Source organism: Methanosarcina siciliae T4/M, assembly GCF_000970085.1.
Classification (GTDB): Archaea; Halobacteriota; Methanosarcinia; order Methanosarcinales; family Methanosarcinaceae; genus Methanosarcina; species Methanosarcina siciliae.
Genome location: NZ_CP009506.1, coordinates 2,028,306 through 2,049,544, shown reverse-complemented (window position 1 = coordinate 2,049,544; position 21,239 = coordinate 2,028,306). Strand labels below are relative to the sequence as shown.

Annotated in this window: 20 protein-coding genes and 1 pseudogene; 10 read left to right on the top strand and 11 right to left on the bottom strand. The window is 44.5% G+C overall.

Annotated features, from left to right (window positions below; genetic code table 11):
* Genes trpD through MSSIT_RS08695 form a run of 5 tightly spaced genes read left to right on the top strand, consistent with a single transcriptional unit; the run spans position 1 to position 4,281 of the window.
* Positions 1–1,113: an anthranilate phosphoribosyltransferase gene (gene trpD / locus MSSIT_RS08710; RefSeq protein WP_082088926.1), complete on the top strand. Its 1,113-nt coding sequence runs from the start codon at positions 1–3 to the stop codon at positions 1,111–1,113.
* Positions 1,110–1,814 (top strand): phosphoribosylanthranilate isomerase, encoded by a 705-nt coding sequence (locus MSSIT_RS08705; protein ID WP_048171694.1) that lies wholly within the window; start codon positions 1,110–1,112, stop codon positions 1,812–1,814. Before trpD ends, MSSIT_RS08705 begins: the two co-directional genes overlap by 4 nt.
* The gene (gene trpE, locus MSSIT_RS08700; RefSeq protein ID WP_048171692.1) at positions 1,801–3,480 is read left to right on the top strand and encodes an anthranilate synthase component I; all 1,680 of its coding nucleotides are present in this window, start codon (positions 1,801–1,803) and stop codon (positions 3,478–3,480) included. Before MSSIT_RS08705 ends, trpE begins: the two co-directional genes overlap by 14 nt.
* A 52-nt stretch (positions 3,481–3,532) precedes the next feature.
* A complete protein-coding gene (locus MSSIT_RS23085; RefSeq protein ID WP_156157317.1) occupies positions 3,533–3,682 on the top strand; it encodes a hypothetical protein in 150 nt (49 codons plus the stop codon).
* On the top strand, positions 3,679–4,281 hold the full coding sequence (locus MSSIT_RS08695; RefSeq protein WP_048171690.1) for an aminodeoxychorismate/anthranilate synthase component II: 603 nt from the start codon (positions 3,679–3,681) through the stop codon (positions 4,279–4,281). The genes MSSIT_RS23085 and MSSIT_RS08695 overlap by 4 nt, the downstream gene beginning before the upstream one ends.
* 146 nt (positions 4,282–4,427) lie before the next feature.
* Here the strand turns inward: MSSIT_RS08695 and MSSIT_RS08690 are convergent, their stop codons facing one another.
* From MSSIT_RS08690 to MSSIT_RS08670, 5 genes are all read right to left on the bottom strand, one after another.
* Positions 4,428–5,150, bottom strand: coding sequence for a hypothetical protein (locus MSSIT_RS08690; protein WP_048171688.1), 723 nt, complete (start codon positions 5,148–5,150; stop codon positions 4,428–4,430).
* Between the two features lie 321 nt (positions 5,151–5,471).
* Positions 5,472–6,071, bottom strand: a complete 600-nt coding sequence (locus MSSIT_RS08685) for a hypothetical protein (protein WP_048171686.1) — start codon at positions 6,069–6,071, stop codon at positions 5,472–5,474.
* Between the two features lie 228 nt (positions 6,072–6,299).
* On the bottom strand, positions 6,300–7,187 hold the full coding sequence (locus tag MSSIT_RS08680) for a hypothetical protein (RefSeq protein WP_048171684.1): 888 nt from the start codon (positions 7,185–7,187) through the stop codon (positions 6,300–6,302).
* Positions 7,188–7,839: 652 nt separating this feature from the next.
* Positions 7,840–8,673, bottom strand: coding sequence for a hypothetical protein (locus MSSIT_RS08675; protein ID WP_048171682.1), 834 nt, complete (start codon positions 8,671–8,673; stop codon positions 7,840–7,842).
* Between the two features lie 155 nt (positions 8,674–8,828).
* A complete protein-coding gene (locus MSSIT_RS08670) occupies positions 8,829–9,677 on the bottom strand; it encodes a hypothetical protein (protein ID WP_082089124.1) in 849 nt (282 codons plus the stop codon).
* 631 nt (positions 9,678–10,308) lie between these two features.
* Between MSSIT_RS08670 and MSSIT_RS08665 the strand changes: the two genes are divergently transcribed.
* Positions 10,309–10,554, top strand: coding sequence for a DUF2769 domain-containing protein (locus MSSIT_RS08665; RefSeq protein ID WP_048171680.1), 246 nt, complete (start codon positions 10,309–10,311; stop codon positions 10,552–10,554).
* A gap of 129 nt (positions 10,555–10,683) precedes the next feature.
* Here the strand turns inward: MSSIT_RS08665 and MSSIT_RS23080 are convergent.
* The 5 genes and pseudogenes from MSSIT_RS23080 to MSSIT_RS08635 form a co-directional block, all read right to left on the bottom strand.
* A pseudogene (locus tag MSSIT_RS23080) lies at positions 10,684–12,060 on the bottom strand (monomethylamine:corrinoid methyltransferase).
* Between the two features lie 19 nt (positions 12,061–12,079).
* The gene (locus MSSIT_RS08650; protein WP_048171675.1) at positions 12,080–12,733 is read right to left on the bottom strand and encodes a methyltransferase cognate corrinoid protein; all 654 of its coding nucleotides are present in this window, start codon (positions 12,731–12,733) and stop codon (positions 12,080–12,082) included.
* A 298-nt stretch (positions 12,734–13,031) separates the two neighbouring features.
* Positions 13,032–13,268, bottom strand: coding sequence for a hypothetical protein (locus MSSIT_RS23075; RefSeq protein WP_048171673.1), 237 nt, complete (start codon positions 13,266–13,268; stop codon positions 13,032–13,034).
* 184 nt (positions 13,269–13,452) lie between these two features.
* On the bottom strand, positions 13,453–13,803 hold the full coding sequence (locus MSSIT_RS08640; protein WP_048171672.1) for a Rieske (2Fe-2S) protein: 351 nt from the start codon (positions 13,801–13,803) through the stop codon (positions 13,453–13,455).
* A 233-nt stretch (positions 13,804–14,036) separates the two neighbouring features.
* Positions 14,037–15,491, bottom strand: a complete 1,455-nt coding sequence (locus tag MSSIT_RS08635; RefSeq protein ID WP_048171670.1) for a phytoene desaturase family protein — start codon at positions 15,489–15,491, stop codon at positions 14,037–14,039.
* Positions 15,492–15,864: 373 nt separating this feature from the next.
* Here MSSIT_RS08635 and MSSIT_RS08630 point away from each other — a divergent pair, with 373 nt between their 5' ends.
* Together MSSIT_RS08630 and MSSIT_RS08625 are read left to right on the top strand one after the other, a co-directional pair.
* Complete coding sequence (locus MSSIT_RS08630; RefSeq protein WP_048171669.1) at positions 15,865–16,506, top strand: HAD family hydrolase; 642 nt, start codon at positions 15,865–15,867, stop codon at positions 16,504–16,506.
* A gap of 195 nt (positions 16,507–16,701) precedes the next feature.
* Positions 16,702–17,406 (top strand): type 1 glutamine amidotransferase, encoded by a 705-nt coding sequence (locus tag MSSIT_RS08625; protein ID WP_048171667.1) that lies wholly within the window; start codon positions 16,702–16,704, stop codon positions 17,404–17,406.
* Positions 17,407–18,044: 638 nt separating this feature from the next.
* On the opposite strand, the gene MSSIT_RS23070 is transcribed toward MSSIT_RS08625, so the two are convergent.
* On the bottom strand, positions 18,045–18,221 hold the full coding sequence (locus MSSIT_RS23070) for a hypothetical protein (RefSeq protein ID WP_156158825.1): 177 nt from the start codon (positions 18,219–18,221) through the stop codon (positions 18,045–18,047).
* Between the two features lie 658 nt (positions 18,222–18,879).
* Between MSSIT_RS23070 and MSSIT_RS08620 the strand changes: the two genes are divergently transcribed.
* Complete coding sequence (locus tag MSSIT_RS08620) at positions 18,880–19,398, top strand: 4Fe-4S binding protein (RefSeq protein WP_048171665.1); 519 nt, start codon at positions 18,880–18,882, stop codon at positions 19,396–19,398.
* The gene (locus tag MSSIT_RS08615; RefSeq protein ID WP_048171664.1) at positions 19,395–21,167 is read left to right on the top strand and encodes an aldehyde ferredoxin oxidoreductase family protein; all 1,773 of its coding nucleotides are present in this window, start codon (positions 19,395–19,397) and stop codon (positions 21,165–21,167) included. The genes MSSIT_RS08620 and MSSIT_RS08615 overlap by 4 nt, the downstream gene beginning before the upstream one ends.
* Positions 21,168–21,239: the final 72 nt, after the last annotated feature.

Below are 21,239 nucleotides of genomic sequence, written 5' to 3'. Positions count from 1 at the left end.
ATGAAGGAAATGAAAGAATACATCGGGAAACTGGAAGAAGGCTCGGATCTGAGTTCGGAAGAAGCCGAAGCCGCAATCGGGGAAATTCTCAGCACAGCTGAAGACGAAGAAATAGGGGCGTTCCTCTTAGCCCTGAGGGCAAAAGGAGAAAAGCCTCAGGAAATCGCAGGTTTTGTTCGGGGCATGAAGCAAGCCGGAAATACAATCGAGCCGGGAACGCCTTTCAGGGTCGTGGATACCTGCGGGACAGGAGGAGACGGGCTTAACACGATCAATGTCTCAACAGCAGCTGCAATCGTGACCGCAGCCGCCGGAGTCCCTGTGGCCAAGCACGGAAACCGGGCTGCAACCTCAATGTCCGGAAGTTCGGATGTGCTTGAAGCCCTCGGGATCAAAGTGGACCTTACTCCGGAACAGGTCCGGAAGACGATTGAAAAGATCGGGATAGGATTCATGTTCGCCCCGGTTTTCCACCCTGCAATGAAGCGGGTTGCAGGAGTAAGGAAAAAGCTCGGAGTAAGGACGGTTTTCAATATCCTCGGACCCCTGACAAACCCGGCAGGAGCAAAAGGGCAGGTTGTGGGCGTTTTTGATAACAAACTCTGTGAGCCGATAGCTTATGCCCTTGCCGAGCTCGGGACCGAACACGCCCTTGTGGTGCACGGGGACGGAATGGATGAAATCTCTAATACCGGAGAGACCTTTGTTGCGGAATTAAAAGACGGAAGGGTTTCCACATATACCATTACTCCGGAGTCCATGGGCATGCTGCGGGCAAAGCCCGAAGATATCAAAGGCGGCACTCCGAAAGAAAATGCCCGTGACCTTCTCTGCATCTTTAAGGGACAGAAAGGGCCAAAAAGGGACATTGTTATCCTGAATGCAGCTGCAGCTCTGTACGTAAGCGGGATCGTGGGCTCAATCCGGCGGGCAATCCCCATTGCTGAAGACGCAATTGACAGCGGGAAAGTCATGGTCAAGTTCAACCAGTTTCGAAATTTCACTGCCGAACTTTCCAGCCAGGACAAAAAAGAGGGCTCTAGCAAGGGAGAAGCGTTTCTTGCCTCCTCAGATACATCCGTGTTAAGCCCGGCTACCGGGGAAAAGGCATGAAAGCAAGGCCAAAAACAAGGGTAAAAATCTGCGGGATCCGCGGTCAGGAAGATATAGAACTTGCAGCTCTTTACGGAGCCGATGCCGTGGGTTTCATCACGGAAGTCCCTGTGGAAAGCCCAAGGAAACTCGATTCGGACGCTGCGGCTGCCCTTATCTCAAAAGTCCCGAAATGCCTTGATTCGGTAATGGTAATAATGCCTGAAACTTCTGCCTGTGCCCTCGAACTTATCGAGAAAGTAAAGCCGAACATAGTGCAGGTCCACTCAGGTCTGCCTCTCAGCGAACTTGAAGCTGTAAGAGAAAAAACCGACATCCCAATCATAAAGACCCTTTCCGTGCCTGCCGGGCAGGAGGCTTCCAAACTCCATAACATTGTAACACGACTGCTTGAGGAAGTCCGAGAGCTGGAGGAGAGCGGGGCTGTGGACAGTGTGCTTCTGGACTCGGGGATTGCCGGAAAAACCGGCGGTACAGGTTGCGTACATGACTGGGACCTGAGCCGGAGAATTGCGGAAGAAACAGAACTTCCCCTGATCCTTGCAGGCGGGCTCAAACCCGAAAACGTGCAGGAAGCTGTCAGGGCCGTTTCCCCCTATGCTGTAGACACAGCTTCAGGGGTAGAGGATAGGGGAAAAAAAGATGCTGCGAAAATCAGAAAATTTATTGAAGAAGTGAGGTGCACCGATGCTTTCCTTTGATCTTGGAAAAGAAGAATTTCTGGAGCTTGTCTCCGGGCTCGAAAAGCCTAACCTTGTCCAGCTCTTTGCAAAAGTAGAAGGCTTTTCTCCTGCCTTCTCTCCGCTCGACCTGTACGGAGCCCTGCGGAGTTCGGGGACAACAGGTTACTCCTACCTGCTGGAGTCTGTAGAAAAGCAGGAAAGCAGAGCAAGGTACTCTTTTGTTGGAAACGACCCTGATGCTGTACTGAAAATAAGTGACCGAAAAATTTCCCTTGAACTCCTGAATATGGAAGCTTCACCTTTTTTTGAAGCGGTCTGCACAAAGATGGAGGAAGTCTGCGGTCCGGAAACCGCAGAAAAGGAACCAGATAGAAATGCAGAGTCGAAAAAGTTTACGGCTGTAATTCCAGAGGGAAAAGATGTTTTCGATGCCCTCCGTCTGGCTTTTCCTCCGACAAACGGGATGGAACTCCTCAATTCCAGACGTTTTGAGAGACAGACATTCCTCGGAGGGGCTATAGGCTATACGGCATACGATGCAATATATGACAGCTGGTTGGGGGTCGAGAAGGGATTCGAGTCCGACATCCCCGACCTTCAGTACCTACTCGTTTCGAAGAGTTTTGTCTTCGACCACCTGACTGAAGAGGTCTACATAGTCCTCATCCCCTTCGTAAGCCCGGGTTCGGATGCGGAAAAGGTGTACGAAGAAGCTCTCTCGGAAGCAGAACGGTTTTACTCCGCAATTAAAAAAGCTGCCCAATCGGATGATCCAGCAAAGGCAGCAGCAGAAGGAGCAATTGCAGCAGGTGTAGAGGTTTCTGGCCAGTCTGCAATATCAGGTTCACATGTGCAGGTCTGCAGCGTTGACAGGTCTGGATTTGAGGAGTCCGTACTCCAGGCAAAGGAACATATTTTTGCAGGGGATATTTTCCAGGTCGTCCTTTCCAGGAAATGCGAGTTTAAAATGGAGCAGTCTCCTTTTGAGCTTTACATGCAGCTCAGGGCAATCAACCCGAGCCCTTACATGTATATCTTCGAGTTTGGGGATCTGGCAATCGTGGGGGCAAGCCCTGAGACTCTGCTGACCGTACACAAACGCACTGTTATCATAAACCCTATCGCAGGCACCTGTCCTAGGGGAAAGTCCGAAGCTGAAGACGAAGCTCTGGCCTCACATATGCTCAACGACGAAAAGGAAAGGGCAGAACATGTAATGCTTGTTGACCTCGGGCGAAACGATGTCCGGATGGTTTCGGAAAGCGGCTCGGTTAAAGTCTCAGGCTTCATGGAGGTCCTGAAGTATTCCCATGTCCAGCACATCGAAAGCACGGTTTCGGGAACCCTCAGGCCCGAATGCGACCAGTTCGATGCCTTCAGGGCGGTATTTCCGGCAGGAACACTTTCAGGGGCTCCGAAAATCCGGGCGATGGAAATTATTTCCGAACTTGAAGCCGTTCCGAGAGGAATCTACGGCGGCGGGGTTGGGTACTACAGCTGGAACGGAGACGCTGATTTTGCGATCGTAATCAGGACCCTGCTTATACAGGAAAAAAAGGTTTCAGTGCAGGCAGGGGCAGGAATTGTTGCGGACTCCGATCCCGCATATGAGTTCAGGGAAACTGACAGGAAAATGGCAGCAATGCTTGCGGCTATCGGCGGAGAAATCCGGGTTGAAAAATGAATCCGGAGTGAGTATGTGGGAAATCCGGGAATAATTCCGAGAACGGCTATAAATGAAGATAATTACGGGGATGAAAACCGTGGATAAAAATTCAATAATTAACAATTCAGGAAAAATGAATTTAATGAAAATGCTTTCTGAAGAAAAAAGAAGTGGAGGAGCAACTCAGGGAGCAAAAGCTTCTGGAGGTGTTTTCAGATGAAAATCGTTTTCATAAACAATAAGGATTCCTTCGTATGGAACCTCGTGGACTACATTTCATACTTCGAAAAAGATACCCTGGTTCTTCCCAACACGGTTACCCTTGAAGAGTTAAGGGAGATAAAGCCTGATGCACTTGTAATTTCCCCCGGGCCCGGGAACCCGTCCGACCTTAAAGACATTGGAAACTGCCTGGAAATCATCCGGGAAATGGGCAGGGAAACTCCTCTTCTGGGAGTCTGTCTTGGACACCAGGCAATCAATGTAGCTTTCGGAGGCCCTGTCAGGAGATGCAAGGTAGGGCCTGTACACGGCAAAAGTTCCAGAATCCGGCATACTGAATCTCCACTCTTTGCAACGCTTAAAGAACAGTTTGAAGCCGGACGCTACCATTCCCTGGAGATAGGTGAGCCTGCTCCCGGAATAAAGGTAACTGCACGAGCAGAAGACGGAACCATCATGGCAGTTGAACATAAAAAGTACCCTATCTATGGCTTGCAGTTCCATCCGGAATCCGTGCTGACCCCCGAAGGATTAAAAATAATAGAAAAATTCCTTGAAATTTCTAAAAATTTTAATGAAAGGCAGCCGGCTGTTTAAAACAGCCAGGATTTTTTATTCCTTGACCAGGAAATGTTTACACTTATATTCAGGCAACGAATCAATTAACCAGTTGTTTTGCCAGTTAGTTGCCTTAGCCAGTTGCCTTCGGAAACACACGTATATTATTTTCCTTAAATCCGGGCTTAAGGCTCTTCTTCCTCAGCCTCTTCTTCGAAGAATTCTTCTTCTGTGAATTCTTCATTGGGCCGGTCGCCTCCATAGCCCGCAGGCTGAAGATTCTGCAAATCTGAGAATTGACTTACAGTCTGAGAGATGAGTTGGGGGTATTTTTCGATCTGCTCCCTGGGAACAAACCCGGCCTCTTCGGAAGCTTTTATAATTCCTTCCCTTGCATCCTTTGCGGTGTTGCCCAGATCGTCAAGTTGTTTTTGGCCTGCAAGGTAAGCAATTTCTTCCAGTGACATGGTTGTCCAGAGGGTTACAACTTCCATTCTTTTTTCAACGGCACCTCTTCCAATCATTTCAAGAACCTTAACCGCTTTTCCTGAAGACTCCAGCATCTCCGCCTGTGATGCCTCTTTTCCGATTTCCTGCGCGGCTTTTGAGAAGGACCAGAGAGCGTTAGAGAAGTCTTTTTCGATGGTAGGATCGGCAAGAGTACCGATAACTTCTACAGCACTGGATGCAACAGTTTCCATCTGTTTCTGAACGGCTCTGTTGCCGATATTCCTGAGTGAAATCGCAACCCTTTTTAAATCAGTCTCAAAATCTCCGTTGAACAGTTCTTTTCCGAGTTCTTGGAGGTATCCAATATATTGGAGCGCATCATACTCGTTTTGCTCCCTTACTGCCTTTTCTCCAGATTCTCCAAGTTCAATAGCTTTTTGTTCGTTCAATGAGAACATGTTTAAACCCCTTTGCAGTCAAATACTGTAAAAAATGCTGATTTTAGGAATTAAACTATTTATATAGGAATACTCCGATATTAGTCTTCCTATATTTGTGGAAATCTCTAGAGAGTTTACGGACTTTTATGTTGAAGTTCAGCGTTATGAAATGCATTAATTAGAAAAGAAAGACCGGTTTCGGTCTTTATCCTCCGAAATTCATTTTTGAGTTGAAAAAAGATAAAGAGACGATTTAAAGAAGAGATTTGAAGAAGAGACGCTTAATAAAGAATTGTTTTGCAGCATCTCGACAGAACCCCTTGGAGTAAATTCGAAAAATTAGAAATCTTCCATCAGGGTTGCGGCGTTTATTGCAGCTTTTTCAAGTCCTGCATCTGCAGCGCACCTTCCGATATCCCTGATTAAAGAAAAAAAATCTTCATTGAAGGTTTTAAATTCATTTTCCGAATCCATACAAAAATTATGGAGTTCTTTTAAACAAAACTGGCTTGTAATAGCTTCCTTTTCCATTCCCTGTCTGATAGCCTCTTTTCCTACTTCTTTAAGGGAAATAGCTATCAGCCGAAGAGAAAAAAGAGTTTCCATGTCAGCTGTTTTTTCTCCCAGAGCTTTAAGAGCAAGAACAACTTCCAGCACTGCTCTGCGAACTCCGTTTCTTGCCGCTTCCAGCCCGATCAGCCCGAGGGAAGCTGTAGAGTTAAGAACGCAGGCCGTCATATTTTCCTCAGCCGCCGCCAGCCCCAGGGATTTTATGCATTCGATTGTCCCGCCTGCTACCTCTTGCGGGATCCTACCTGAAAAAAATCTTATACCAAGCTCACCCAGCTCATCTATTATCCTGAGAAGCCGAGCCTCTTCTCGAACCCTGACAGCTTCAAGTCCGGGCTCAAGCAGAAGGATTTCTCCTGTTAAAAGCACGTTTAGCCTCCAGTTTCACAGCCGTTATTATAAGTTATGAACCCGCAAGTTATTACTTTTTCGTCTTTTACCGATATCTCTTCATTGACTTCAAAAGCCGGACTGAAATAACAGGAATTGGGGGAAAAATCGGGTTTAAAAAAAGAATCGGTTTGAAAATTGACTCAAAAAATGAAGAAAAAAGCAGTATCTACAGAGGTTATTTCCTATATAGGGACCTTTTCCGAATTAGAGATTTGAATAAACCTTTTCTTGCAGCTCCTTTATCTCCTGAAGCTTCTCAGTTTTTTCAGTGGTTTCCGTGAGTTCCGGGAATTTAAAGCTTTCAAGAGCAATTTCCGTGACAATGGGAGCATTGGTCAGGGCTTTTTCTTCAGCCTGTACTTTCAGGGTTTCAAGTGCCCACTGGCTCTGGAGTGCAGCCTCAAGAAGTTTTTTCTTCAAAGAAATCTTGCCTGTATCTTCAATTGAGAGAGCTACTGAACTCAGGGCTTCATCATAGTATTTTTCCGCAGCAAGAGTACCTATTTCCTCAAGTAGCAGGAGGGTACTGATAGTTTCGGTCTCAAGGCTATCCGAAGCTAACTTTTTTCCTAACTCTCCAAGGCAGTTTATTGCGTTAAGCAAAGCTTCTTCCATCCCCTGCACTGCAGCAGTAGCCCCTATGTCTCTTAAGAACAGAGAAAAAGCAACCATTTCTTCCTGATCTTTCTTATCAGGAGGGGAGAGATTCCAGATTTCCATCATGGTTGTAGCAGTTACTTTTGAACCTGTTTCAAACGAACCTTCGGCTGCCGTTCGCCCGAGCTTTCCTGTCTCTGTAATAGTCCTTTTCAGGACAGCCCCGTATCCTTTTTTTGCGGCAATTTTTGCCAGTTTTCCGATAGCAAGGACTGAGTTGATAGTAACAAGTTCCATTCCTTCCTTTACAGCTGCCTGTGCGATGTTAGAAATTGAGAGGATGACTCTGTCAGCATCTGCCTCCTCATTTTCAGAGAGAAAATCTTCTGCAATTCCCGTAAGGGAATCCAGGGCCTGGAAAACTCTATCCTCATTTTTTTCCTCAACTGAAGATAAACCTATGTCGACTGCCTCTGCCTCGTTTAATGTGATCATTCTTTTTGCCCCTCTTTATCAGTCTATAATAATGTAATCAAGCTTCAGGCTCGTTTTTCTGCATCGTATAATAATTGTTACCCTTTATATGCCGTTTAAGACCGTTACACAGCATAAAACAATTTCACTGATTCGATTGATGTAAAGGACGATCTTACCTGGCATATTCTATGAAGTTAAGGGATTATTAGTGTTGCTATTTTGTAATGGAGATGCTTTTTTTATGAGACACCTGAGGTTTGAGACTACCGGTGAACCTGAAAAGTAAAGAACCTGAGAAGTAAAGAACCTGAAAAGTAAAAAACATGATAGGGACATTAATGCCGCTATGAATATCAAAAAATTCGCTCTCATAGATCAGAATCTAATTGTATTCTGACACCTGCGGAACGTGAGGAATATCTTGGGGACTTGCCTTCAACAGAGGGGGAATGAACCAAGAAGCCACTCAGTCTTTAGCTGAGTAGTAGTTCACAAATGGAAAAAAGTCGTCAAAACTTCAAGAATACAAAACTTTTCAAGAAAACAGATTTTTTCGGAAAGCAGAACATTTTAGGAAAACAAAATCTGTAAGGAAGTTGATCTTTCGCGAAAAAATGAAAAAATTAAAGTTAAGAGCTGGAACTGTCCAGCCAAAATTACACATTCCTACTCATTCAAAAGATTCGGCTTCGTGTATGTACTCTGAGCTATTAAAGGTCTCAATAGAAAGTTTTGATACAAGCATATAACTTACCAAAAATTTTTCTTTTGGCTCAAGCATTATCGTTCCGAGGGCATCAGCAGCTTTTATAATAACATTTTCGAAATTTCGGAGATCAGCATTTGGAAACTGTTGCTCGGCATAAACAGGAAGATACTCGAGAGGATGAATCTCTCCCCTGTGTTCCGTAGGGAACCCCAGAGTACCCTGTAAATCATCAGAGAAGAACTGCTCATCTTTGTCCTGAGGAAGCAGAGATATACTTGATGCAGGAGAAAGAAGTCCTCCATCCTCCGGAACCTTTGCGTTCTTTTGCCGGGACGTTTCTTTTCCTATAACTCCTATCGCAAGAGAAGATACTAACGATTCCCTTTTCATCTTGTGCAGGGATGCAGAGCTTGCAATTTCTCCGAGGTAAGCAACTGCGATTCTGACTGCTGCCTCCATTTCCTGTCCGACAGCAGACTTCCCGACCGCACAGAGAGAGTAAATGATACTGAATCCCGTATCGGACATTTTCTGTTCTCTTGCAGCCTCAGCCATCCTCCCAAGCGAAATGAGGGAGATTAAAACCCCAAGCTCCATTTTTTGGAGAGCAGCTGCATTTCCGATGTCTCTTATGCTGATTATAGCCCTTTTTGCATCGAGTTCAAGCCCTTGATTTATATATTTTGTCCCCTGCTCTGTTAAATAATCTATAGATCTCAGTACACCCAGTTCATTATTTTCCTTAACTGAACTCAATCCGAGGTCTATTGCCCCAGTTTCGTTTAAAATAGACACTTAAACACCCCAATTTTCTTCTCCCCGGAAAAACGTCCATATCTTAGACGGTCTCGCCGGCATTCAAGTCTCTTCCATATTAGAAGCAGATGTTGTATAGTTCAGGCATTAGCATGAGTTTTTGCCTGGAATTCCTTTAAATGGCTCGAAAAAACTCACGACTCAATATAAGGAAACTTTCTCTTTCCTCTCCAATTTTTGTTCAGTTTTTCTTCCAGTTTTTCGAGACCTAAATTATCAAAATCCATGAGAGCTACTTCGGCTATTAGAGATGCACTCACAAGATAGCGGTCCTGTGCATCAAACTTGATGGTTTCAAGAGAATAAGCTGCCTGGAGCAGTACTCTTTCAAGCCCCTGCGTGTCGGCATTCTTCCCAATGTCCCCGAGTAAACGCACACTTGAGTCAGCAGTTTCTTTCAGGTCCTTTTCAATTGCCTCCGTCCCTATTTCCTGTAATAGAAGTTCGGCGTTTAAGGCTGCATCCTCGAATTTCTGGCTTACCGAAACTTTTCCCGTTTCCCCAAGTAAAGTCACCGTGCGGTTTGCGGCGTCCCCCAGGCTTTGATTCATTACGCTTTTTCCAATTTCCCCCAGAGCGAAAATAACTGCTATCGTTTCTTTCCTTGTTCTTATAAAGGCTGCAGTATTGCCCATCTCTCCAAGGCAGGAAGCTGCAATCTTTACAGGAACCTCCATTTTCTGTCCTCCTGCTGCCTTTCCAATTTCCCCGATGGCGAGAGCAATACTGACAACGGCATTTTCCAACCCCCGCCTACAAGCTTCTTTTGCAACAGGGGAGTAAAGAAGGAGGGCATTTGTAACAACCAGTTCCAATCCAGCAAACGCTGACGCTATTCCTATCTCTTTTATACGTTCGATTAATCTCTTCGTATCACTTTCCAGCCCATCTCTTGCATATTTTTCCGCAAGCTCTGACAGGTAGTAAAGCACTTCTAATACACCGGCTTCGTCTTTTCCCTCGACTGAAGCCAGCCCTATCACTAAAGCCTCATCTTCATCAAGAGGTAGAATCCTGCATGCCCCCAGATTCTCTCTTAAGTAAGTATGGATATGTGAGGATATTAGCTTTATTATGAAAAAGATAAGAAAAGTGATCTGAAGAATTCTCCATATTTTCTTTAGAAATAAGAAAATATTCAAACAAATCCTGAATCTATTTCGGATAACCCTCACTGGAAAAGCTAGCTGAATACCAAAAATTATAAATAGAATTGTACGGTAGTAAGATACCGGTTGCTTGCGAGATCATCAAAGCCTCATTTCACACACACACGAGAATCGAAACGATTACTCTAGAAGGATAGGTTTCATCCCTTCTTCCTGTCCGTTTCTAACGTGGCTCGTGAGCAACTACCCTCTCATCTTTTCTCTTAAATCTTGAGCTTATACATGGTTGTTTATAAAGCGGGTATTTTTAAACCAACTAATTTCTTTTTTGTCAATCCTCAGCTGATCCAGGGCAATTTACTTTATCCTGTTTTGTCTTACGGAATACAATGTGATACTCAGGATAGGTATTTTAGAAACAGAAGACATATTACCGGATTGATTCGAAGCTCCTAAAACTTACCCTGGGCAAGTTTTAGGAGCTTCCTGAAGAAGGGGAATCAATATGGATAAAGAGCCGCATATTCCATCAATTGCTGAACAGGAACAAATGGTCACATTAATGTGTCTCTGCCCTGAATGTCCTTCCTGGGTTGAATGTGGGGAAAAGGGCGGATTTTGCTTTGAAACAATAGAAAAAAGCAGCTGTATAAGCGAAGAAAATGGATGCTTATGCCCTACCTGTCCGGTAGCAAGCAGCTTGGGGTTAGAAAACATGTATTATTGTATACAGGGTTCTAAGAGCCCATAAAGACTTAAGCTCTTGACCCCGAGACTGAAAATTTGACTGAGTTGATTGAGCCGACTGAGCCACAAAAAAGATCCGGGAATAGAACTCCCGGACCCGGATTGTTTAAATATAAATTCCTCAACTTTCGGGTTAGAATACAAGTCCCAGTTCTTCTAGCTTCTTCCTTGCTCCGTCATAGACCTGCACGTACTCTTCAGTCGGGGTCACTGTCTTTACGTCGTAGCACTCCTGGAAAGTCTTTCCAGCCGGAGCGCTTGCATAGTTCTTCTCGTAGAGTGCAACAAGCTTGTCGAGGATTTTGTTTACCTCTGAGATTTCCACACCTGCAGTTGCCCTTGCTACTTCTCCCATCATTCTGGCTTCCATGCCCGTGGTCTTGTCAGTTACGACACCCTTTGCGGATGCAACACCCGAGAGAATTTCTCTTCCTGATGCTGTGTCAGTAATGGACTGGGCTGAAGCCTCGAGGAGGCACATCTCGGTACAGGGCCCTGCACATGGGTAGTACTGGTTTCCTGAGAGCATATCCGTAAATTCGGAGATGGTTGCGCATGCCCATCCTGCGATTGCGAGGGTTTCCCTGGTGTTGGTTGAACCCCATCGGATGTGGACCGGCCCGTCCAGGTGCCAGCTTGCATTGCTCATGACAAAGGCGTTGATGTGGGTTGCAACGTCGACAATTGTGGTTTCTTCGATACCGCCTGCGTATCCTCCGAAGATCGGCATCTGTTCGTCCATAATTATGTCGCTGTTTGCATTGTAGTGGGCAATAACGGCTATTGCGTCCAGGTCGATTTTAAGTTCGTTGAGTTGCGAGACCTCATGGCTGTCCGTGCTCTGCATCCCGCCAGCGCAGTCGGCGGAAATGTTCCCCTGAGCGGACAGGGAGGTCTCTGGGCCCTAGACAGCCATGCCAGGCCTTCCAGCCATTGCACATGCCTGTTTAATAAGTCTGGTTTCTGTCTTTGCTGCAAGGACCTCATACGGGCTTTTTGGGACCGGAGGTTTCCCGCGGACTGAGGTCATCACACCGTTGACGATTGTGTCTACTTCCTTTTCAAGGGCGTAGCTCAGGTGGACTGGCATGAAAACCTCTTCGGAAATCGGAGAGCCTGTAGGTCCGCCCTGTACAATTGGCTTTCTCTTGTCCCCTACGCTTCTCTTCTTTACGTTTACTGCGTCTCTGCCGGTTCCGAGGGTGAACTCCTTCTGGACATTGTTGATTGCGTCCCATATCTCATCTTCTGTGTATTTCACTATCCTGTGGGTATCGGTACAGTAGATACCGCACTCGAGGAGCATCTCGAATCCTGCCTGGAAGAGCTTTTCCATCATGTCCCTGTCAGTGGGGACGAATTCTCCCTTGAAGTCAAGCCCGTACTTCTGCTTGAGCTCCATTGCCTTCATGGGGATTTTCATAAGGTCCCAGTCGTCCTGGGTGCACTTTTCTCCTACTTTTGCCCTGTCGTAGAAGTCATAGCAGTCAAATGATTTTCTGAATGTCATGTGCTTTTGCCTCCCAGGATTATTTCATTATGTTAAGTGCAACTTTTGCAGCTTCGGCAGCGTTTTCTGCTGTGGCGTCCGCCCCTATCTCCTCGATCCATTTACCGGATACGGGAGCTCCTCCGAACATGCACTTTACGCTGTCCCTGAGGTTTTCTTCCCTGAGCCTGTCCATGAGGTCTTTCTGGCCGAGCATTGAGGTTGTCATAAGGGCCGAGCCAACAAGGATAACCTTTTGCCCTTTGTGCTTTTCAGCCTCTTCCACAACGTTTTCGTTGAGGACGTCGGTTCCGAGGTCAAGGATCTCAAACCCGTTTGCCCCTAACATGGTGGTAACAAGGCGGTGTCCGATGTCGTGGATATCTCCTTCTGCAACGAAGGTGATTGCAAGTCCGGTTTCTTCTCCTTCTACTTTGTTCTTTTCAAGTTCTGGAGTAAGTATTTCCATTGCACTGCTCATGGCTTTTGCAGACATCATGATCTGAGGCAGAAAGATCTCTGCGGCTTCGAACTTATCTCCGATGATCTTCATACCAGGGGAGAGACCCTTTGTGATAATGTCAATAGGCGGAATTCCTGCATCCAGAGCTTCCTGGGTTAACTGTACACAGCCTGCGATGTTTTGAGTTACGATCGCGTTGGTTAGTTTTTCAAAAATTTCGGTATTTTTCATCCCATCATCACTTCTTTCTGTTTTATGACTTTCGTCCGGTACAGGAAACCTGCCCTGTTTGCCGGTTGACGGAATCTTCTTACCTATTTAACTTATAAATAACTTTCTCTCAAATAATACTAATATATATAATTTTTTAAAGAAAAATTTAAAAAAAAGGTTTAAATATAAATAATATTTGGTAGAACTTTAAATGAAATCCGAATAAATCCTTTTGAAAAATAATATTCAATAGAAAAATAAAAAGCCTTCAGTAGAAAGCAATTTCAATTCAAAGTAAAAAATATGAGAGCAGGGCTTATCTGAAAAAGACAAGAAACAGAACGAATGATGCCAGATTCAACAGAAAACCAAACACACTTGCTGTCAACCCTGCTTTTGCTGTTGAGTCTGGACTTTTTTTGAGACGGGACCTGGCAAGGACAATACCTGCAAGGGCGAAAGGTATTGCAAAGGACGTAAAGAACAGGCTACCAATCCCGAACCAGAAAGAAAGAGCAAGAAATACACTGATCAGTCCGAAAAAAAGGCTCAAAATTCCTTTAATATCTGAATTTCCGTTAATCCTGTCTCCTCCTGTTACTAATGTAGTTTTTAACCCGCAGATATGATTTTTTAACTGACAAATCCTGTATTAACAGATTCTCGATTCATGTTTTCGAGACAAAGACCCCTGTCAAGATCAGTATTTGTTTTTCGCTCTCAGCCATGTTCCGCTTTTATTCGATTTTCACCCCAATCTTTCCGCTCTCAAGTTTCCAATCATACCGTTTTAACTGCAGTGAATCATTGAGGCACTCCCCTGTCCTTACATCAAACCTCCTGCCATGACAGAGGCATGATAGCGTAAATTCTTCCAGTCTTCCCCTATCCATAGGGCACCTTGCATGAGGGCAGACGTTTGTAAAAGCATGGATCTCTCCTTCGGTCTTAAGGAGTAAGACATTTCTTCCCCCGGGTTCAACATGCAGAAGCTTTCCTTCTTTCAGGCTGCTTTCATCAGCTGCATAAAACCAGGGAGGTTCAAAATCAGGATTCGAACCTTTTTCAGGCACTTTTTCAGAAGACATTTTATCAACCACCAGAAACCGGAATTATAAGATTAAATGTATTCCGGGTCAGCTCATGATTCGGAACTTCTTTTCGTTCTATTTTATCATTAGGCTGGCTGCCTGTATAAGTTTTGCTGAAATCAGAATGGATGAATAAAGAAATGAAAAGAGAGTAAAGGACCTAAAGGACATGAAAAAAAGAAAAAAGGAAGTAAATAGGGGAATTTCGATTTTTAATTTGAATCTGGTGCTTAATGGAGATTTCCATCTTCATTGAGAATCTTTAATAGCTCAATTATCGAGTAAGATGCCCTGGTAATCCCCATGCTGCGTTTGTCCGTATCCGTGCCTGCGATGTAGAGGTTTTTGATCGGAGTCCGGATATCCGCGAATTTGCCGTTAATTGTGACGGCGGCTTTTTCGGGCACCATAATCTGCTCGTGCTGCATATCGATGTATTTTTCTATATTTGGAAGGGCACGGAAAATGGTGTCATAGGCTTTTTTGAGTTCGTGCTCTTCGGTCTGATCATCATCTATCACAAAGGAAAAACCTACCAGCTGTTTATCCTTTGGGGCAAGGGACGGGTCATAATTGCTTATGGGCATTGCCCAGTAGGCAAAGTCTTTAAACCAGATTTCCGAGCCCGTATAGTTGAATTCAGGGAGTTCTTCTTTCAGGCCAAGCCAGATTGTCAGACTTTTTGTATGCACGATTCCTTTAAGCTCTTCTTTATAATCCGATGGCAGGTCCTTTACAAGCCTTGGAAGATCGGTTGCAAAACCTGTATGGATAACAAGATCCGCCGGATATATTTCGTCAGCCTCCACGCCCGAGATCTTTCCATCCTGTACCAGGATACTTTTTACTTCGCACTCAGATTTTATTTCTACCGTGTCAGGAAGGGAATAAAGGATGGCATTCAACAGAGCCTTCAACCCTTTTCTCGGATAGCCCTGGGAATAGTTTACCTTGTTTGTAGCAAGTCTTTCAAGCGAGGCAAAGGGCTGGGCAACTCTGTCCATTCGGGACTGAAGAGAAGCATGGAGATGGTACTGGAGCACTGAAGCGAGGATTGACTCGGTTGACTGCCGCTTTTTTGCCTCCAGCTTTCCGATCATGGCATCAAACTGCTCCTGTGTAATGCTATCCCTGACAAAGCTGCTGCCAGAAAGAATACGCTGGGCAGAGGTCTCTTTCATCGACTTTCCCGAAAGGAAACCTGAGATCGTGTCCACGAAATCATAGGTGTCTTTACACAGGTTTTTCGGGAGGAAATCATACACAGACTGGTCCGAAAGATCTATTCCGAAAGAGGAAAGTGTAAGGGCTTTCGTAAGGGTCTGGGACAGAATAAGCCTGTCCTTTCTCGGAAGCGCGTCAAAGGTCACGAAATCCTTCAGGTTCGAAGGGACTTTGGTAAAAGAATTTTCAGTCCTGACATAGTAGTGCCCGTAGTCCTCAAATACAGGCAAAAAATCAAAGTAGTTATCCATCAGCCTTGGAAGTGGACCTTCAATCAGATGGGTTATTGCATGTGCTCCTGTATCCACCTGATATCCATCTACCATATAGCTGTTGCAGTTTCCCCCAAGATGCCGTTCTTTCTCAAGAACAAGGACCTTCTTCCCATGTTTGGAAAGAGTCAGCGCAGCCAGAAGCCCGCTTACTCCAGCCCCGACAATAATTACATCATACTTTTTCATTCCCTAAACTACCTCTATTTTTTCCAGTGAATCAAGTTTTCAGTTAAGGAAGTTCATGTACCGTATAATCTCGACTCATAACAGATAGGATTTCATATGTGTTAGGAATATCTTAACAAAAATTATGTTCTAAAACGTAATGAAGTACTTAAAACATTGGATATATGTGGAATTATTTTTATATGTAATTTATGATCAACATCATGCTCAACAGGAGTTGTCTTCATGTCTCTCCTTCTGCAGGTAGTATAGAGGAAAAATAGTATTTATAACTAATAGCCTGCTTGATAAAGGTCATTAAAATCTTAATTTCTGGAAGAAAATATGCTGTAAAATATGCTGTTTCAGTACCGAAGAACCCCGAGTGTAAGAAATGAAATATAACACCGTAATTTTTGATTTTGACTATACACTTGCCGACGCAACGGATGGTATTGTATCGAGTTTTAACCACGCTTTTAGTGAGCTGGACCTTGCTAGCTATGACATTGAAAGCATAAAAAGGACTGTGGGTTTATCACTGGATGAGGCGTTCGTACAGCTGACGGCGAATGAGGATAAAGCCCTTAGAAATCGTTTTAAAATATTATTTAAGGAAAAAGCCGATGAAGTCATGTCGAAAAATACCGTGCTTTTTGACGACACGATTAGCACACTGAGGCAGTTAAAACGTGATGGACTCAATACGGGGATCGTAACTACAAAATACCACTACAGGATCATGGAGACCTTAAATACTTACGGCATTTCAGACCTTGTAGACATTATTGTTGGGGGAGAGGATGTTAAAGCACCAAAACCATCTCCTGAAGGCCTTCTACTTGCAATTGACAGCCTTAACTCGCGGCAAAATAACGTGCTGTATATCGGAGATAGTCTGGTAGATGCCAAAACAGCATTGGCAGCAAATGTTGATTTTGTGGCAGTTACCACGGGAACAACAGAAGTAAAAGAGTTTTCACAATATCCGTGCATAAGGATATTAAAGAATCTATCCGAGCTTTTTGATCGGTAAAGGCAAAAAGAAAAATGAAAGACGACTGCGAAAATATTATGAAAAATTAAGTATTCTATCTTGGGTTTGAACTTCTTGGCTTTGGATGTAAACTTCTAAAATTTATTTCAGGTCAGAACAAGCTTACAAATTATTATATATTTCCTTACTTGACTAATTTTTAGTAAACAACATATCAAACAGAAGGAATTCAACGTGAAAATCCACTGCATCCGGCACGTAAATTTTGAAACTCCCGGGACCATTACCGAATGGATAGAACGGAAAAATCATTTCCTGTCAACTACCCACTTATACGAAAACGAAAGCTTCCCGGAAATCGATACTTTCGACCTCCTCATAGTCATGGGAGGGCCCATGAATATTTATGAGTATGAAAAATATCCCTGGCTGAGGGAAGAAAAAGCCTTTCTCGAAAAAGCCATTGCAGGAAGAAAAGCAGTACTTGGGATTTGCCTTGGAGCCCAGCTGCTGGCTGATATCCTGAAGGCGGAAGTATTTAAGAATGACTCTAAAGAGATAGGGTGGTTCCCGGTATTTGCGGAAAGGACCGAAAAAGCCGAAATCCCGCTCCTCGAAGGTATCCCTGAAAAATTCCTTGCGTTTCACTGGCATGGGGACACCTTCAGCCTGCCGGGAGGGGCAAAGAAGCTCTTTGAAAGCGAAGCCTGCAAAAACCAGGGGTTCACTTATGAAAACAGAGTAGTAGGGCTGCAGTTTCATCTGGAAATGAGTAACGAGACAATCGGAAACGTAATTGAAAACTGCAGGGATGAACTCGTTGAAGGCAGATACATCCAGAAAGAAGATGAAATGCTGAACAGGCCTGATCTTCTTAAAGAATCCGAACAATTAATGTTCAGGCTGCTGGACAACCTTGAAAAAACAATTACTTACTGAAGTATGTCCTCAACCAAAAGTGAATGCAAAAAATAAAGAAGTCAATTGAGAAATAAAGTACCTTCAGGAACAGGCCCCAAAAAATATCAGGCCAACTCTTTTCTCGTTGTCGATTTCAGGACATGCCGGAAACTGTCGTTAAAACACCATGGGAGTTAGTTTTATACCAACAGCATGGCGATAGCCACAACTAACAAAAACATCAGGGTATACGTGCAAACTATCACATTGTTCTGCTGCATGGGAGACCTTCCATATAGAGATTTTTAAAAATCTCCGATAGTGAATTTGTAATTATAAAAATAAGAATCTTCAGTATTATTTATGTTAAATCAGGATAAATAGCTTTCCATTTTAATTTGCCACAAAATTAATTTGTACAGTCAAAACCAGTGAAGGAGTAGAGTAAGCTGTTATTTCCAGTGTTGAAAGCCTTAACCAGTTTCTATGGAAAAATAATGTACAAAAAAAGAGATCCTGAAATTTACCAGTCGAAAAAAAGTGAATTCCTTTTGAAATAAAGATAACTCCGGAAATAATTTGTTCGAAAAAAAGTAACCCTGAAACCGAGGAAAATAAGTTTCCCTTCTAGTTCCCCTCGTCGTCCAGGGCCTCTCAACGATTACTCTTTTGCAGGTTCACACACCCTGCACTTCCTGTCTTTCACCTTTCTCCAGGCCTTTCAAACCCCTTTTACCACAACGTCTTCTTCCCGGGGTTTCTCTTCCGGACCTGGCATAAAGTGTATGTGAGTCATATTCCGCTTTTTTTGGCCAGGGCCATTTTTCTACAACGTCCTCTGCCGGGCCGGCCATAAGCTGGAACGATTATCAACCTGTAAGCCTTTCAGGAAAAACCAAGGGCACCTTGGACTCCCTGAGGACCAGGATGAACTTCAGGCATTGGTCGGAACCAAAAGAAAACACAGGTTCCATTTCTGCAAAGATTTTTTGGATCTGAACTTTACGGGAAACAATATCAGGTGTGCCTTGAAGAAAGCTTTTTCTTCAAGAATTGATTCTCGCTTCCTGATGGACTCCAATCCCTTTGCCACGAGGGAATTAAGGTTGATCCAGTACCGTCAGATCCAATACAAACTGATCAGCGTTAACAAAATAAAAAGTACGCCAAACGTACCGATTATTAATTTGTTTTGCTGCATCATTTTGTTGTGCTGTATCATTTCATCTTGTTGCATGCGAATCATCCAGACCAAATATCTCCGATAACTATTTGTTCGACGATTCAACAAACCGGAATCCACTATCCTACTTAGGTTAGCAGACAATAAAGACTTTTCTATTTACATTCAAATAAGAAGTTTTTTCAAAGCAGCTATTCTGGACAGGAAACCCTTGCTGTTTTTTAGATTCCCGATAAATCCGGGGTCTGGTCGATGCTTCATTTCAATGCTATATTATATAAACCGAGGAAACCTAGTTTTCATAAAAGGGAATCCAGAGTGGGAGCACAATGGCAAAAAGGCTAAAGGTTGCAAACCCGGCCCGCTGCATAGGCTGCTATTCCTGTATGATGGCCTGTGCAAGGACCTGGTACGATACCATATCTTTGAAAAACAGCAGAATTAACATCCAGACTCGTGGCGGAATCGAAACTGCGTATTCTATGATTGTCTGTCACGCCTGTGTTGACCCTCCGTGCATGAGAGCCTGCCCTCTTGGTGCGTTGACCAAAAGGAAAGGGGGAGGCGTTACTCTTAACAAGGAAATCTGTGACGGATGCGGAAACTGTATCGAAGCCTGCATAGTCGGGGCAATTCATCTGGATGCGGAAAAAAAAGCAGTCATTTGCAAGCACTGCGGAGTCTGCACAAAGTTTTGCCCGCATGATGTCCTTGAAATGATCGAGGTCGAAGATAGCGGAGAGTTGAAAGTCACGGATACGAGCCCGGTTGAAGATACGAGTCCTGAAAGCCCTACAGCTTCCCATAAGGAGCTTTACGGGAAAAAAGAGCCCGAGGTGAAAAAATGACAACAGAACAGTACGCTATTCCGGGTCTTAAAAACGTACTATACATCGACCTGACCAATCAGACTTATCACATTGAGGAAAGACCGGACCTCTATGAAAAATACCTCGGAGGCATAGGAGTTGCCACAAACCTCATGCTCGAAGAATATAAAGAAGGTACAGAACCTCTTGACCCCGAAATGCCGGTAATCCTCAGCACCGGTCCCCTCTCAGGCGTGTATCCCACCTGTACCAAAACAGTTGCACTGTTCCGTTCTCCCCTTAACGGAGAACTAGGAGAGTCTTATGCGGGAGGGCACCTTGCAATGTCCCTGCGTTATGCAGGATTTGAAACAATTGTTATCAAAGGTTCTTCCAGGTATCCTGTGTATGTGACGGTACACGATGACAAGGTTGCATTTAGGGACGCATCTTCCATATGGAGCCTCTCTTCTGCAATTGATGTGGGGCAGATCCTCCGCAGGGTAGAGCCCGGTGCAGGAAGGCGCAGCATTATCAGGATCGGGCCTGCAGGGGAGAAAGGAGTCACGTATGCAAGTGTAAACGTGGATACCTACAGGCACTTCGGGCGCCTGGGGCTCGGGACAGTTTTCGGGGCAAAGAAACTCAAGGCTCTTCTTGTTGCAGGACACCAGGAACTTAAAAGCCCAGACCACAATGCATACAAAAAAATGTACGGAAACCTTTACGAAACGATTGTAAAAACCGGGCTGATGGAAAAATACCATAACCTTGGCACAAGCGAAAATATCCTGGTCTTAAACGAACTCAAAGGACTCCCAACACGAAACCTGCAGGCAACCTCAATCGAAGGGGTAGAAGGCATCTCGGGAGAGAACTTTGCAGAAAAGTACCTGATCCGCAGGGTTTCGTGCGCCGGATGTCCCATAGGCTGCGTCCATGTAGCCATGTTGAAGCGTCAGTTCTCACAAGCTCACGAATATGAAACCCTCAACATTTCCTACGACTTTGAATTAATCTACGCTCTTGGTTCTAATCTTGGCGTTACTGACCCCGAGGCCGTGCTCGAGTTGATCGATGCCTGTGAAAAAACCGGGGTGGATATAATCAGCATGGGAGTCATACTTGCCTGGGTTACGGAGATGCAGCAGCGCGGGAAGATTTCCACCAACGAGACCCTGGGACTCAAATTTTCCTGGGGTGACAAAGCAACATACCTCAGGGCAATAGAGCTTGTAGTCCAGGCCCCTAACGAATTTTATGCAGACCTTGGAAAAGGAGTGGATTATGCCTCCAAAAAATACGGGGGAGAAGATTTTGCTATCCGCCTGGGGGGTCTCGAGATTCCCGGCTACCACACAGGGCTTGGAAACATGCTCGGGCTTTCGGTTGGAGCCCGACACTCCCACCTGGATAGCGCAGGTTATTCCGCAGACCAGAAAGCGTTCAACCAGCCGACAACGGATGAAAAAATTGTTGACTACATTATCGATGAAGAAGACCGCCGCAGCATCCTGAACTGCATGGTTGCCTGTCTCTTTGCCAGAAATGTCTATACATACGAAAACATGGTTCAGGCCCTGAAATGTATAGGGATAGAAAGGACCGAAGAAGAACTCAAAGAACTTGGAATGGACATCTTCAGGAAAAAGTACGAATTAAAGAAAAAATTCGGGTTCAGGTACGAAAATCTTACTCTTCCGAAAAGATTTTTTGAGACAGCCTCCACTACAGGAAAGCTCGAAGAAGAAAGGGTTAAAAAAGCAATTGAAATGTATGTGGAAAAAAGAGGAGTTAAGGCCCTCTGAAGCTGTTGAAGCCTCAGAGCCTTTAAATCCACTTTAAAGCCCTGTTAAAAAACCCTGAAATTATTTTCCAGG

Bases quoted from the DNA above. Each gene is read 5' to 3' on its own strand.
- trpD (WP_082088926.1), top strand. From the start codon at position 1: ATGAAGGAAATGAAAGAATACATCGGGAAACTGGAAGAAGGCTCGGAT.
- MSSIT_RS08705 (WP_048171694.1), top strand. From the start codon at position 1,110: ATGAAAGCAAGGCCAAAAACAAGGGTAAAAATCTGCGGGATCCGCGGT.
- trpE (WP_048171692.1), top strand. From the start codon at position 1,801: ATGCTTTCCTTTGATCTTGGAAAAGAAGAATTTCTGGAGCTTGTCTCC.
- MSSIT_RS23085 (WP_156157317.1), top strand. From the start codon at position 3,533: ATGAAGATAATTACGGGGATGAAAACCGTGGATAAAAATTCAATAATT.
- MSSIT_RS08695 (WP_048171690.1), top strand. From the start codon at position 3,679: ATGAAAATCGTTTTCATAAACAATAAGGATTCCTTCGTATGGAACCTC.
- MSSIT_RS08690 (WP_048171688.1), bottom strand. From the start codon at position 5,150: ATGTTCTCATTGAACGAACAAAAAGCTATTGAACTTGGAGAATCTGGA.
- MSSIT_RS08680 (WP_048171684.1), bottom strand. From the start codon at position 7,187: ATGATCACATTAAACGAGGCAGAGGCAGTCGACATAGGTTTATCTTCA.
- MSSIT_RS08665 (WP_048171680.1), top strand. From the start codon at position 10,309: ATGGATAAAGAGCCGCATATTCCATCAATTGCTGAACAGGAACAAATG.
- MSSIT_RS08650 (WP_048171675.1), bottom strand. From the start codon at position 12,733: ATGAAAAATACCGAAATTTTTGAAAAACTAACCAACGCGATCGTAACT.
- MSSIT_RS08640 (WP_048171672.1), bottom strand. From the start codon at position 13,803: ATGTCTTCTGAAAAAGTGCCTGAAAAAGGTTCGAATCCTGATTTTGAA.
- MSSIT_RS08635 (WP_048171670.1), bottom strand. From the start codon at position 15,491: ATGAAAAAGTATGATGTAATTATTGTCGGGGCTGGAGTAAGCGGGCTT.
- MSSIT_RS08630 (WP_048171669.1), top strand. From the start codon at position 15,865: ATGAAATATAACACCGTAATTTTTGATTTTGACTATACACTTGCCGAC.
- MSSIT_RS23070 (WP_156158825.1), bottom strand. From the start codon at position 18,221: ATGGCCGGCCCGGCAGAGGACGTTGTAGAAAAATGGCCCTGGCCAAAA.
- MSSIT_RS08620 (WP_048171665.1), top strand. From the start codon at position 18,880: ATGGCAAAAAGGCTAAAGGTTGCAAACCCGGCCCGCTGCATAGGCTGC.
- MSSIT_RS08615 (WP_048171664.1), top strand. From the start codon at position 19,395: ATGACAACAGAACAGTACGCTATTCCGGGTCTTAAAAACGTACTATAC.